The following is a 13499-nucleotide window of genomic DNA, read 5'->3' as shown; positions in this document are numbered from 1 at the left end:
GAACCCACACCGCCAGCAGCACCCCCGCCGGGCCCCACCACTGCGCCGCGAAGCCCCGTATCCGCGCCCCGAGGACGGCCGGCCGACGCCGCCGGGCCCCCGCCGGCAGGAGCGCGGTGATCCTGCGGGAGGCCGCCCGTGCCCTTACCTGCGCGGCGACCGCGGACGCAGTGCCGAGCACCGCCACCGCCAGGCACAGCGCTGCCCCCAGCCGGTGGACCGTGAGACCGCCCATCACCGCTCCCCCGCCCGCACGATCCGCCGGCACCACAGCAGCCCCAGCGCTTCCAGCACCCCGCCCGCCAGCAGGCAGCCCCAGCCGACCGGGGTGTGCAGCAGCACGCGCAGCGGGTCCGCCCCGAGCCCGGTGCCGATCAGCAGCCCGACCAGCGGCAGCAGAGCCAGCACAGCCGCTGTCGACCGGGCCCCGGCCAGCTGGGCGCGCAGGGCCTCCCGGCGGTCCCGCTCGGCCCGCAGCGCCCCTTCCAGCCGGTCGATGCCGGCGGCCAGGCCGGCACCGCCGTCCACCGAGATCCCCCAGCAGGCGGCCATCCCGGCCAGCCCTTCCGCTCCGGGCTCCCGCGCCGCCTGGCGCAGGGCGGCGGGAACGTCGCCGCCGAACGCGGCGGCGGCCAGGACCGCCGTCTCCGCCGGGCCCGGGCCACCCGGGCCCGCAGCCGTCCGGCGCATCGCCGCCGTCAGGGCCTGTCCGGGCTGGGCACCGGCCCGCAGCTCTCCCACCGCAGCCCCGCACAGCGCGATCACCCCGGCGGCCCGCGCGGACCGGTCCCGCTCCCGCTGCCGGGCGGCGAGCCAGCGCCGCACCAGGGGCGCCGCCGCGGCACCCGCCACCAGCGGGATCAGCGAGCCGCCGAGTACCGCGACCGCGAACCCCGCCGCGAGGCACGCCCACTCCCGCCAGCGAACGGCCCGCACCCTGGCCGCGGCCAGGAGCCGCTCCCAGCGCACCGGCCCGCCCGGCACCGCGGGACCGGCTCCCGCGAGCACCACCCGGGCCCGCCGGGACACCCGGTCGCCCCCGGCCAGCACCCAGGCGGCCGTCCCGGCGCACAGCATCCCGGCGAACACGGGCACCGGTACCGCCGCCCCGCCGCTCACCGCGCACCTCCCAGCAGCGGCCCCAGCCGCTCCCAGCCGGGCTCCCGTACGAACCCGCGGGCCGACCAGCGCAGTGCCGGTACGGTGACCACCAGCCCGGCGGCGTCCCGCTCCAGCACGTGCACCTCGGCCACCCGGCGTCGCCCGGCCCGGTCGCGGACCAGGTGGATCACCAGGGTCAGCGCGGCCGCCAACTGGCTGTGCAGTGCGGCCCGGTCGAGGCCGGCGGCGGTTCCGAGCGCCTCCAGCCGGGCCGGGACGTGCGATGCGGCATTCGCGTGGACAGTCCCGCAGCCGCCTTCGTGACCCGTGTTCAAAGCGGCCAGGAGGTCCGCCACTTCGCTTCCCCGCACCTCGCCGACGACCAGCCGGTCCGGGCGCATGCGCAGCGCCTGCCGGACCAGGTCCGCGAGGGTGACCAGACCCGCGCCCTCCTGGTTGGCGGGCCGGGTCTCCAGCCGCACCACATGCGGGTGGTCGGGGCGCAACTCGGCGGAATCCTCGGCGACGACGATCCGCTCACCGGGTCCGACCAGCCCCAGCAGGGCGCTGAGCAGGGTGGTCTTGCCGGTGCCGGTCCCGCCGGAGACGAGGAACGACAGCCGGGCCTCCACCATGTCCCGCAGCAGCCGCTGACCGCCGGGCGGCAGCGTCCCCGCCGCGACCAGCTCGTCCAGCGTGAACGCCCTGGGCCGCACCACGCGCAGCGACAGGCAGGCCGAGCCGACCGCCACCGGCGGCAGCACCGCGTGGAGCCGGGTGCCGTCCGGCATCCTGGCATCCACCCAGGGGCGGGCGTCGTCCAGGCGGCGCCCCGCGACTGCGGCCAGCCGCTGGGCGAGCCTGCGCACGGCATCGGCGTCGGCGAAGGTCACCCCGGTCAGCTCCAGCCCGCCGCCCCGGTCCACCCACACCCGGTCCGGGGCCGCCACCAGTACGTCGGTGACCTCGGCATCGGCGAGCAGCGCCTCCAGCGGGCCGGCGCCGACCAGTTCGGACCGCAGCTCGGCGGCGGCTCCCAGCACCTCCGCGTCGCCCAGCAGACGGCCCTGGGCGCGCAGGGCCGCCGCCACCCGTGCCGGGGTCGGCTCCGCCCCGGTCTCGGCGAGCCGCCGGCGCACCGCGTCCAGGAGCACCGTGCTCATGCCGTCACCCCCCGGTCGGCGGCCGGGCCGAGGACCCGCCTCCAGAAGCCGTCGCAGAACCGGGCCAGCGCGCCCCGCCCGTGCGCGCCCGGCGGTTCCCCCTCGGCTACCCGCCCCGGGAGCCCCACCTCGACCGGCACTTCCCCGGCCAGCGGTACCCCCAGCAGCCCGGCGACCGCTTCTGCTTCGAGCCCGCCCGACGGCCGACCCCGTACGACGACGCGCACGTCGCGGGCCGCCATCCGCACCCCGGCCGCGACCCGGCCGGCTGCGGCCACCGCCCGCAACTCGCCCGGTACCACCATCAGCACCAGGTCGAGCTGGGCCAGTGCCTCGGCGACGGCCTCGTCGACCCGGCGGGGGAGGTCCACGACCACGACCCCTCCCCGGCGGCGCGCGGCGGCCACCACCGAGCGCACCGCCGCGGGCGGTACCACCACCCGGTCCCCGCGGTCCCAGCTCAGCACGCGCAGCGCGTGCAGTTCGGGCAGGGACTCCTCCAGCGCCCCCGCGGCGACCCGGCCGCGGGAACCGGCGAGGTCCGGCCAGCGCAACCCTTCGGCGCTCTCGCCTCCGAGCAGGACGTCCATGCCGCCGCCGAGCGGGTCGCCGTCGATGAGGACGGTCCGCTCGCCGGCCCGGGCGGCCCTGACGGCCAGGGCGCACGCGAGGGTGGAGGCCCCGGCGCCGCCGCTGCCGCCGATGACGCCGACGGCCAGGGCGCTCTTCCCGGCCCCTTCCACCACATCCGCGATGCGGTCGACGAGCAGGGTCTCGGCGTCGGGGAGCCGCAGCACCTCCTCGGCTCCGATCTCCACCGCGCGCTGCCACACGAGGGGTTCGTCCAGGTCCCTGCCGACGAGCAGCACCCCGGGCCGGCGCGGCGCACCGAGCACCCGGCGGGCGGCGTCGTCCCCGACGAGGACGAGTGGAGCGGTCTCCCATCCGACGCTTCCGGCCGGACCGCCGGTGCCGTCGGACAGCCCGCCGACGCTCCCCGGCGGCCCCGCGGCGCTCCCGCCGCCGCTGTCACCGCCTCCGCTCGGCCCGGGCACCGCATGGTGCACGTGGGGCTCGGCGCCGGCTGCCGCGCACAGCCTCAGCAGGTCGTCGAGGAGCAGCGGGTCCTCGGTGATGATCAGTGGACGGCCGCCCGCGGGCGCCGGCCCACCCTCCGGAGCCACTGGCCTGGTTCCGCCTGCCCCGACGCGCTCGCCCAGTTCACACGACTTCGATCCAGTCACGATCTCCGCCCCCTTCTCACGGCAAATGCCGGCGCCGCGGACTTCGCGGCCGGAATCACCGTGCAGCGATCCGGAAAAAGAAGTGGATCTTGCTCGAAAACCGTGGACATCGGGAGCCTTGTGAATAACTCCGTCACTCCGACAGGTGAGTTCCAGAGCGCGGCGGAACCACTACGCACCGTGACGAGTCTGAAGGGGTGAGGGCCTCCAGAACGCAGGCCCGCCGAGGAAGGGGGCCGAGAGGATGGGCACTTGGGCACCGGAGGCGAGGACGCGAACCGCGTCCGGACATGCGACGACCCCCGCCGGGGGGGAGAGCGGGGGTCGTCCCCACGGTCCGACTCGGGGGGGGAGGAGCCAGACCGGGTTAGCACGGTCGCGAACGATCCGTGACTTCCATGGTGTACCCGAGAGCCCTCTCAGGCAAACCCACGCGCCACACCTTACGCCGAATGGTGGGCGCATATGCTCGGGGCGTGGAAATCCAGCCCTTGCCGCACTCGTCGCCCCGTACCGCAGCCTTCTTCGACCTGGACAAGACGGTCATTGCGAAGTCAAGCACTCTGACGTTCAGCAAGTCCTTCTACCACGGCGGTCTGATCAACCGCCGCGCCGTACTGCGCACCGCGTACACGCAGTTCATCTACCTGGTCGGCGGCGCCGATCACGACCAGATGGAGCGGATGCGGGAGTACCTGTCCGGGCTCTGCAAGGGGTGGAACGTGCAGCAGGTGCGCGAGATCGTCGCCGAAACGCTGCACGACCTCATCGACCCGCTGATCTACGACGAGGCCGCCTCCCTCATCGAGGCCCACCACACTGCCGGCCGCGACGTAGTGATCGTCTCGACGTCGGGCGCGGAAGTGGTGGAGCCGATCGGAGAGATGCTCGGCGCGGACCGGGTCGTCGCCACGCGCATGGTCATCGGTGAGGACGGCTGCTTCACCGGCGAGATCGAGTACTACGCGTACGGCCCCACCAAGGCCGAGGCCGTCCGGGAGCTCGCGGAGTCCGAGGGCTACGACCTGTCCCGGTGCTACGCGTACAGCGACTCGGTGACCGACATCCCCATGCTGGAGGCGGTCGGCCATCCCCACGCCGTCAACCCCGACCGTGGGCTGCGGCGCGAGGCGGTGGCGCGCGAGTGGCCGGTGCTGGTCTTCAACCGGCCGGTGCGGCTGAAGCAGCGGCTCCCCGGGCTGTCCATGCCCGCCCGCCCGGCGCTGGTCGCCGCGGCGGCGGTGGGGGCGGCCGCGGCCACCGCGGGGCTCGTCTGGTACGCGAACCGGCGCCGCTCCGGCGCGCTGGCCGCCGCCACCGCGGGCGCCGCCACCGCGGCCGCCGCCGCAGCCACAGCCGCCTCCGCCTGAGCCCACCGCCGACTGCGGTCCGTGCGCCCCGTTCCGGCGGCGCGCGGCAGGCCCGTATCGCGCGGACGCAGTCGGCGCTCCGCCATTCCTGCCCAGCGGCGTGACCTGCACGGACACCGCCGTGTCCGGTTCGCCCACGATCACCCCGGAAAGTAAAAAAAGCAGCCGGGGGTTCCGCTTGTCACCGAAGCGGAGTACAAAGGAGTCACGGCCCGCGAGACCGAAGAACATCCGAGAGGATCATCTTTAGAACGCAGTAGAGGCCCACGGACCGCACGCAGGAACGCCGAGCACCCACGCGACGTCGACCCGTCGATTACGGGCCAGCCGCACCAGGTAACCGGGCAAAGACCCCGACCTGATGGGCACATATCGAGGACGCTTGGTAACTCGGCGTGAATGCCAGCGGCGACACCACAGCAGGACGGTGTCGCCGCAACCCTGTGTACGGGGTCCTGCGCCGCGGCCCCTACGCCGCTCCGCGCTGCAGGGCCTCGCAGACCGCCGTCGTCTCACGGGCGCCCAGCTCCACGGCCCGCCCGCAGTGCGCGATCCACTGCGCCATGCCCTCCCCGGTCCCGGACACATAGCCGGCGAAGGCATTCAGGTACGCCTCCCGCCCCAGCTCCGCGTGGCCGACCTCGGCCGGGCAGACCGCCTTCGGATCGAGACCGCTGTTGATCAGCACGATCCGCTCGGCCGTCCGTGCGACCAGCCCGTTGTGCGAGGCGAACGGGCGCAGCGCGAGCAGCTCCCCGTGCACCACCGCCGACAGCACCAGCGCGGGGGCGGCGGAGCCGGCGATCACCAACCGCGACAGGCCGTCCAGCCGGCCCGCGACCTCGTCGGCGGAGGGCAGCGGCTGCTCGATCAGGGGTTCGTCGACCGGCTCGCCTGCCAGGCGGGGGCGGCCCACGACGTCGCCGTCTGCCGTCGATCCGGAGGCGACCAGGTGCAGGCGGGCGAGGACGCGCAGCGGCGACTGCCGCCAAATGCTCAGCAGCTGCCCGGCCTCGGCCGTGAGCCGTAGGGCGGCCCCGACGGTCCGCGCCTCGGGGTCCGCGCCGAAGTCGGTCCGGCGGCGCACCTCCTCCAGCGCCCAGTCCGCCCCGGACAGTGCCGCGCTCCCGCGGGCCCCCCGCAGGGCGGCTTCCGAGGTGAGCTCCGCACTGCGGCGGCGCATGATCCGGTGCCCGTAGACCCGGTCCACGGCCTTGCGTACGGAGTCCACGGTCTCGGCGACGCCCTGGAGCGAACCCAGGGCGGCCAGCGGGTCGGCAGCGCTACTCATAGGTAGGGAGCCTACGCACTCGGCGCCCATAGCACCGACCCCTCCTTGGAGTGGTCTTCTTCACTCGGCTGCGCAACCCAAAGCGATCGTGAGGCTACGCTTCGTGAACATGAGGATCGCTTTCGTGGGAAAGGGCGGCAGCGGCAAGACGACGCTGTCCTCCCTGTTCATCCGCCACCTCGCCGCGGCCGGGCTTCCGGTCGTGGCGGTGGACGCCGACATCAACCAGCACCTGGGCGCCGCGCTCGGCCTCGACGAGGAGCAGGCGGCCGCGCTGCCGGCCCTCGGCGCGCACCTGCCGCTGATCAAGGAGTACCTGCGGGGCTCCAACCCGCGGATCGCGTCGGCCGATTCGATGATCAAGACGACGCCGCCGGGCACCGGCTCGCGCCTGCTGCGGGTGACCGAGGACAACCCGGTGTACGAGGCCTGCGCGCGCCCGGTGGCGCTCGACGGCAGGCCCGTACGGCTGATGGCGACGGGGCCGTTCACCGAGTCGGACCTGGGCGTGGCCTGCTACCACTCCAAGGTCGGGGCGGTGGAGCTCTGCCTCAACCACCTGGTCGACGGCCCGGCCGAGTACGTCGTCGTCGACATGACCGCCGGCTCGGACTCCTTCGCCTCGGGCATGTTCACCCGCTTCGACGTGACGTTCCTCGTCGCCGAGCCGACGCGCAAGGGCGTCTCCGTCTACCGCCAGTACAAGGAGTACGCCCGGGACTTCGGGATCGCACTCAAGGTGGTCGGCAACAAGGTGCAGGGCGAGGACGACGTCGCGTTCCTGCGGGACGAGGTGGGCGAGGACCTGCTGGTCACGGTCGGGCAGTCGGACTGGGTGCGGGCGATGGAGAAGGGCCGGCCACCCGCGTTCGGGCGGCTGGAGGCCGGCAACCGGCAGGCCCTGCAGGTCCTGCGGGAGGCGGCCGACGGCTCGTACGCCGTGCGCGACTGGGAGCGGTACACGGCACAGATGGTGCACTTCCACCTGCGGAACGCGGAGAGCTGGGGCAACGCGAAGACCGGGGTCGACCTGGCGGCCCAGGTCGACCCCGGATTCGTCCTGCGGGAGGAGGCCGGCGGCGCGGCGGAAGCGCTCAGTCCTCGACCTCGGCCCCTCCGGCCGGCTCCGCAGCCGGCTTGACCCCGGCGGGGGCGGCCGGCTTGGCCGGCGGCCCCGCCGTCAGGAACTTCGTCCAGCCCTCCTTCGGCGCTTCGCCGACGTCCAGGGTGCGCAGCTGCTCCAGGACCTTCGGGTCCTGTGCGTCCAGCCAGTCGGCGAGCTCGCGGAAGGGCACGCAGCGGACGTCCGGGCGGGTGCAGACGGTCTTGATGGTCTCCTCGACGGCGCGCATGTAGGTGCCGCCGTTCCAGGACTCGAAGTGGTTGCCGATGATCAGGGGCGCCCGGTTGCCGGCGTAGGCCCGCTCGAAGGCCTGGATCAGGCCGTCGCGCATCTGGTTGCCCCAGTAGGCGTGCTGCGAGGGGTCGCCCTGGGTGGTCGTCCCGGACTGGTTGACCATGTAGTTGTAGTCCATGCTCAGCGTCTCGAAGGCGCGGCCGGGGAGGGGCACCAGCTGCAATGGCAGGTCCCACAGGCCGTCGGTCTTCTTCGGCCAGATCTGCTTGCCGATGCCGCTGGAGTCGTAGCGGAAGCCGCCCATCTCCTTGGCCGCGAGCATGAAGTTCTTCTGGCCTTCGAGGCAGGGGGTGCGGGCGCCGATGAGCTCCCTGTCGTAGTCGAAGGGGAGCGCCTCCATCTGCTTGAGGCCCGCGTTGGTCTTCCAGTTCTTGACGAAGGACTTGGCCTGGCTGATCTCGCTCTTCCACTCCTCGACGGACCAGGTGCCGACGCCGCCGTCGGCGCCGCAGAAGTGGCCGTTGAAGTGGGTGCCGATCTCGTTGCCCTCAAGCCATGCGGCGCGGAGCTGCACGGTGGTGTCCTTGATGCCCTGCAGGTCGCCGAAGCCGATGTCGGAGCGGCCGGCGCCATGCTGCGGGGCCGTATAGAGGGAACGTTTCTCCTCCGGGAGCATGTACACGCCGCTGAGGAAGTACGTCATCCGGGCGTTGTACTTCCTGCCGACCCCGCGGAAGTGCGAGAACAGCCTCTGGCCGTCCTCGGCGGCCCCGTCCCACGAGAACACCACGAACTGGGGCGGCTTCTCACCGGGCTTCAGCCTCCGCGCCTTCCGCACGTTCGGCTGCGGGCCCGTGTACGCGGTCGAGCCGTCGCCGATGGGCCGGTTCACGCTGTCGGGAGCCTCCGGGGCGGCGGCGCCCTTCTTCGCCGGGGGGCGGGCGGACTCCGAACTGCTGCAGCCGGCGGCCCCCAGCACCAGGGCCATGGCGACCAGGCCGCCGGCGGTCTTCTTCGTGGCGGCGATCATCCGTCCACCTCTCCTCCAGTTGCACCGCGGGACTTCGCTTCCGCGCCGCAACGTCCCACGCGGTCCGCCCCGGAGAAGATGTGACAAGCCGTACAAGATGCTTATTCACCCATGGGTGGGATTCTCTAGGCCATTCGCTCGTATTGCCTTTCGCAGAGCTTTACTGTCCATTACCTTTCATTTACTGACTGTTGATACTTTCGACAGCTTTCCGCTGCTTCCCTGCAGCTCCTCCAGTTCCCCCCACCCCTCGTCCCTTCCACCCCTTCCGCCACTTCCCGCCGCTTCATCCCTCACAGAGGAGACGGGACCCGTGACAGCCACCTTCCCCAAGCACCCCTCCGACGAGCTCGGCGACACACCCGGCAAGAAGCCCCGAACCGGCCTCGCGGCGGACCTCTCCGCCTCCCTGACCGTGTTCCTGATCGCCTTGCCGCTCTCCCTCGGCATCGCACTGGCCACCGGCGCCCCGCTCCAGGCCGGCCTCGTGGCCGCGGCCGCCGGGGGCATCGTGGCCGGATGCCTGGGCGGCGCACCGCTCCAGGTCAGCGGTCCCGCCGCCGGACTCACCGTCGTCACCGCCGAGCTGATCCAGCGCTACGGATGGCGCACCACCTGCGCCATCACCGTGCTCGCCGGCTTCTGCCAGCTCGGACTCGCCGCCCTGCGCACCGCCCGGTCCGCGCTGATGGTGAGCCCTGCCATCGTGCACGGCATGCTCGCGGGCATCGGGGTCACCATCGCCCTGGCCCAGCTGCACATCGTCCTCGGCGGCACCCCGCAGAGCTCCGCCGTGGCCAACGTCCGGGGCCTGCCCGGCCAGTTGGTGGACATCCACCCGACCGCGCTCGGCATCAGCGTGCTGACCCTGGCCGTCCTGCTCGGCTGGCCGCGGCTCCCCGGGCGCCCGGGCCGGGCCCTGCGCAAGGTGCCGGCCGCGCTCGCCGCCGTGGCCACGGCCACCGCCTGCGCGACACTGGCCGGGCTCAGCCTGCCGCGGGTGGACCTGCCGTCCTGGAGCAGCCACGCCCTGCCCGAGCTGCCCGAAGGGCCGGTCCTCGGACTCATCGCCGCCGTCCTGACGATCACCCTGGTCGGCAGTGTGGAATCCCTGCTCTCCGCGGTCGCCACCGACAAGCTGATCGCCTCCGAGCGGCGCACGGCCGACCGGCCGCCTCGCGCACACCTCGACCGGGAGCTGCGGGGCCAGGGCGCGGCGAACATCGTCTCCGGAGCCTGCGGCGGACTGCCGATCACCGGAGTGGCCGTACGCAGCGTGGCCAACGTCAAGTCCGGCGCGACCAGCCGGAGGTCGGCCGTGTTGCACGGCCTGTGGGTGGTGCTCGCGGCCGCACTGCTGGTCCCGGCCCTCGTCCTGATCCCGCTGGCGGCGCTGGCCGCGCTCGTGATGGCGGTCGGGGTGCAGATGGTCAGCATCACGCACATGCGCAACGTCACCCGGCACCGGGAGTTCCCGGTGTACGCCGCCACGCTCGTGGCCGTGGTGCTCGGCGGCGTTCTGGAGGGTGTCGCCGTCGGGATCGCGGCCGCCGTGGCCGTGGCCCTGCACCGGCTCACCCGGACCCGGATCACGGTGGAGGAGCTGAACGGCGTCCACCACATGTGGGTGCACGGGCAGTTGACCTTCCTCGCGGTGCCGCGGCTGAGCCGGATGCTGAACCAGATCCCGCACAGGGGGCACGTCGTGATCGAGCTGGACGGCTCGTTCATGGACCACGCCGCGTACGAGACGCTGCAGGACTGGCAGGAGTCCCATCGGGCGCACGGCGGTTCGCTGGAGGTGAGGGGTCGCCCGGCGGAGGGGGACCACGGCACCGCCGCCGCCCTGGGCGCCGACGACCCGGACGCCGACGACCCGGACGGCGACCGCGCAAACGGCGGCCGGTCGGGCGCCGCGACCCGGGCGATCGGCGAGCACGGCGCCCAGCGGGACGGCCACCACTGCTGCCGTCCCTGGACCCCGTGGAAGAACCACTGCGACCACCGGACCCCGGCCCCCCGCAGCCGTGGCGCAAGCCGACTCGCCAGCGGCATCACCGCGTTCCAGCGCGACACCGCCCCGCACGTCCGCGACGAGCTCGCCCGACTGGCCCGCGAGGGGCAGCGGCCCTCGCAGCTCTTCCTGACCTGCGCCGACTCCCGCCTCGTGACCAGCATGATCACGGCCAGCGGTCCGGGCGACCTGTTCACCGTCCGCAACGTCGGCAACCTGGTCCCCCTGCCGGGCGCCGAGACCTCGGACGACTCCGTCGCGGCGGCCATCGAGTACGCGGTGGACGTGCTGCGGGTGGACAGCATCACGGTGTGCGGGCACTCCGGCTGCGGTGCCATGCAGGCACTGCTCAACTCGGCCCCGGGGGACCCCGCCACCCCGCTGAACCGGTGGCTGCAGCACGGCCGGCCCAGCCTGCGGCGGATGGACAGCCGCCACCACGCCTGGGCCAGGATCGCGGGCCGACTCCCCGCGGATGCGGTCGAACAGCTGTGCCTGACCAATGTGGTGCAGCAGTTGGAGCACCTCAGGGCGCACGAATCGGTGGCCCGGCGGCTCGCCGACGGCACGCTGGAACTGCACGGGATGTACTTCCACGTGGGCGAGGCCCAGGCTTACCTGCTGTCGGAGGGAGAGGACTTTTTCGACTGTCGGGTATTTGACACTGTCGGCCAACACGCCTGAATCCACGGCCGCCCGAACCGATAGCCTCCCGTATCCGTGCAGCCTGCCGGCCCCTTTCCGCTCCTCGTAGCGGGAGGGGGCCACTCGCGCGCGTGCCCCCGGCGTGCTATAGGTCTAAACCAATTCTGGGCTAACCCTTGTCACCTGGGCCTCTGACTGATGAGCTATGCCCGGGGACACAACGGACACCCTGGGAAAGGGAGATGTCGTGAGCAACGAGAGCCTGGCCAATCTGCTCAAGGAGGAGCGGCGGTTCGCACCGCCTGCCGATCTGGCCGCCGCCGCGAACGTGACGACAGCGGCGTACGCACAGGCCGAGGCGGACCGGCTGGGCTTCTGGGCCGAGCAGGCCCGCCGCCTGACCTGGGCGGTGGAGCCGACCGAGACCCTCGACTGGACCAACCCGCCCTTCGCCAAGTGGTTCGCGGACGGCAGGCTGAACGTCGCCTACAACTGCGTGGACCGGCACGTCGAAGCCGGCAACGGCGACCGCGTCGCGCTCCATTTCGAGGGCGAGCCCGGCGACAGCCGCGCGATCACCTACGCCGAACTCAAGGACGAGGTCTGCCGTGCCGCCAACGCCCTGACCGAACTGGGCATCGGAGCCGGCGACCGGGTCGCGGTCTACCTGCCCATGATCCCCGAAGCCGTCGTCGCGATGCTCGCCTGCGCCCGGATCGGCGCCGCGCACTCGGTGGTCTTCGGCGGCTTCTCCGCCGACGCCGTCGCCTCACGCATCCAGGACGCCGACGCCAAACTCGTCATCACCGCCGACGGCGGCTACCGCCGCGGCAAGCCGACCGCGCTCAAACCCGCCATCGACGAGGCCGTCGCCAAGTGCCCGCAGGTCGAACACGTCCTCGTGGTACGCCGCACCGGCCAGCAGACCGCCTTCACCCAGGGCCGCGACCTGTGGTGGGACGAGACGGTCGCCCGGCAGTCCACCGAACACACCCCGCAGGCCTTCGAGGCCGAACACCCGCTGTTCATCCTCTACACCTCCGGAACCACGGGCAAGCCCAAGGGCATCCTGCACACCTCCGGCGGCTACCTGACCCAGGCGGCGTACACCCACCACGCCGTCTTCGACCTCAAGCCCGCCACCGACGTCTTCTGGTGCACCGCCGACATCGGCTGGGTCACCGGCCACTCCTACATCGTCTACGGCCCGCTCGCCAACGGCGCCACCCAGGTCATGTACGAGGGCACCCCCGACACCCCGCACCAGGGCCGCTTCTGGGAGATCGTGCAGAAGTACGGCGTCACCATCCTCTACACCGCCCCGACCGCAATCCGCACGTTCATGAAGTGGGGCGACGACATCCCCGCGAAGTTCGACCTGTCGAGCCTGCGCCTGCTCGGCTCGGTCGGCGAGCCGATCAACCCCGAAGCCTGGATCTGGTACCGCAAGCACATCGGCAAGGACCGCTGCCCGATCGTGGACACCTGGTGGCAGACCGAGACCGGCACCATGATGATCTCCCCGCTGCCCGGCGTCACCGAGACCAAGCCCGGCTCGGCCCAGCGCGCCCTGCCCGGCATCGGCGCCACCGTCGTCGACGACGAAGGCCGAGAAGTCCCCAACGGCGCAGGCGGCTACCTCGTCCTCACCGAACCCTGGCCGTCGATGCTGCGCACCATCTGGGGCGACGACCAGCGCTACACCGACACCTACTGGTCCCGCTTCGAAGGCAAGTACTTCGCCGGCGACGGCGCCAAGAAGGACGACGACGGCGACATCTGGCTCCTCGGCCGCGTCGACGACGTCATGCTCGTCTCCGGCCACAACATCTCCACCACCGAGGTCGAGTCCGCACTCGTCTCACACCCCTCCGTCGCCGAGGCAGCCGTCGTCGGCGCCACCGACGAGACCACCGGCCAGGCCATCGTCGCCTTCGTCATCCTGCGCGGCACCGCACACGAGGACGACACCCTCGTCACCGACCTCCGCAACCACGTCGGCACCACCCTCGGCCCCATCGCCAAACCCAAGCGCATCCTCCCCGTCGCGGAACTCCCCAAGACCCGCTCCGGCAAGATCATGCGCCGCCTCCTGCGCGACGTCGCCGAAAACCGCGAACTCGGCGACGTCACCACCCTCACCGACTCCTCCGTCATGGACCTCATCCAAAGCAAACTGCCCACAGCCGGCAGCGAGGACTGAGCCGGGCCGGGCGCGCCCCGAGAGGGACCGCCCGGCAGAGGATCCGAGCCGGGCAGGGGCATCCGCGTGCATGGCGCGCCG

General features: G+C 72.7%; 9 protein-coding genes and 1 pseudogene. 4 read left to right on the top strand and 6 right to left on the bottom strand.

Annotation, left to right across the window (positions count from 1 at the left end):
• The 4 genes and pseudogenes from HYE82_RS13390 to ssd all read right to left on the bottom strand — a co-directional run.
• A pseudogene (locus HYE82_RS13390) lies at positions 1–235 on the bottom strand (hypothetical protein); the annotation flags it as partial.
• Positions 235–1077 (bottom strand): type II secretion system F family protein, encoded by an 843-nt coding sequence (locus HYE82_RS13385; protein WP_179174238.1) that lies wholly within the window; start codon positions 1075–1077, stop codon positions 235–237. The pseudogene HYE82_RS13390 and the gene HYE82_RS13385, both read right to left, overlap by 1 nt.
• 38 nt (positions 1078–1115) lie before the next feature.
• A complete protein-coding gene (locus tag HYE82_RS13380; RefSeq protein WP_179174236.1) occupies positions 1116–2264 on the bottom strand; it encodes a TadA family conjugal transfer-associated ATPase in 1149 nt (382 codons plus the stop codon).
• Complete coding sequence (gene ssd, locus HYE82_RS13375) at positions 2261–3448, bottom strand: septum site-determining protein Ssd (RefSeq protein WP_309144301.1); 1188 nt, start codon at positions 3446–3448, stop codon at positions 2261–2263. Before ssd ends, HYE82_RS13380 begins: the two co-directional genes overlap by 4 nt.
• Before the next feature lie 551 nt (positions 3449–3999).
• On the opposite strand from ssd, the gene HYE82_RS13370 reads away from it, so the two are divergent.
• Positions 4000–4878 carry an HAD family phosphatase gene (locus tag HYE82_RS13370; RefSeq protein WP_256987167.1) on the top strand — a complete coding sequence of 293 codons (879 nt, stop codon included), beginning with the start codon at positions 4000–4002 and terminating at the stop codon, positions 4876–4878.
• A gap of 469 nt (positions 4879–5347) precedes the next feature.
• Here the strand turns inward: HYE82_RS13370 and HYE82_RS13365 are convergent, their stop codons facing one another.
• Entirely contained in the window at positions 5348–6169 is an 822-nt protein-coding gene (locus tag HYE82_RS13365) for an oxidoreductase (protein WP_179174234.1), read from the bottom strand.
• 109 nt (positions 6170–6278) lie between these two features.
• Between HYE82_RS13365 and HYE82_RS13360 the strand changes: the two genes are divergently transcribed.
• The gene (locus tag HYE82_RS13360) at positions 6279–7310 is read left to right on the top strand and encodes an ATP-binding protein (protein ID WP_179174233.1); all 1032 of its coding nucleotides are present in this window, start codon (positions 6279–6281) and stop codon (positions 7308–7310) included.
• Here the strand turns inward: HYE82_RS13360 and HYE82_RS13355 are convergent.
• Positions 7264–8556: a hypothetical protein gene (locus tag HYE82_RS13355; RefSeq protein ID WP_179174232.1), complete on the bottom strand. Its 1293-nt coding sequence runs from the start codon at positions 8554–8556 to the stop codon at positions 7264–7266. The two genes, HYE82_RS13360 and HYE82_RS13355, sit on opposite strands and share 47 nt — an antisense overlap.
• 313 nt (positions 8557–8869) lie before the next feature.
• Here HYE82_RS13355 and HYE82_RS13350 point away from each other — a divergent pair, with 313 nt between their 5' ends.
• Positions 8870–11254 carry a SulP family inorganic anion transporter gene (locus tag HYE82_RS13350; protein WP_179174231.1) on the top strand — a complete coding sequence of 795 codons (2385 nt, stop codon included), beginning with the start codon at positions 8870–8872 and terminating at the stop codon, positions 11252–11254.
• Between the two features lie 166 nt (positions 11255–11420).
• Entirely contained in the window at positions 11421–13418 is a 1998-nt protein-coding gene (gene acs / locus HYE82_RS13345; RefSeq protein WP_179174230.1) for an acetate--CoA ligase, read from the top strand.
• Positions 13419–13499: the final 81 nt, after the last annotated feature.

Origin of the sequence: Streptomyces sp. BR123 (assembly GCF_013401435.1) — a bacterium.
GTDB lineage: Bacteria > Actinomycetota > Actinomycetes > Streptomycetales > Streptomycetaceae > Streptomyces.
This window is presented reverse-complemented; position numbering and strand designations above follow the sequence as displayed.

Excerpts from the sequence above, each read along its gene's own strand:
- HYE82_RS13385 (WP_179174238.1), bottom strand. The coding sequence starts at position 1,077 with ATGCTGTGCGCCGGGACGGCCGCCTGGGTGCTGGCCGGGGGCGACCGG.
- HYE82_RS13380 (WP_179174236.1), bottom strand. The coding sequence starts at position 2,264 with ATGAGCACGGTGCTCCTGGACGCGGTGCGCCGGCGGCTCGCCGAGACC.
- HYE82_RS13365 (WP_179174234.1), bottom strand. The coding sequence starts at position 6,169 with ATGAGTAGCGCTGCCGACCCGCTGGCCGCCCTGGGTTCGCTCCAGGGC.
- HYE82_RS13360 (WP_179174233.1), top strand. The coding sequence starts at position 6,279 with ATGAGGATCGCTTTCGTGGGAAAGGGCGGCAGCGGCAAGACGACGCTG.
- HYE82_RS13355 (WP_179174232.1), bottom strand. The coding sequence starts at position 8,556 with ATGATCGCCGCCACGAAGAAGACCGCCGGCGGCCTGGTCGCCATGGCC.
- acs (WP_179174230.1), top strand. The coding sequence starts at position 11,421 with ATGCCCGGGGACACAACGGACACCCTGGGAAAGGGAGATGTCGTGAGC.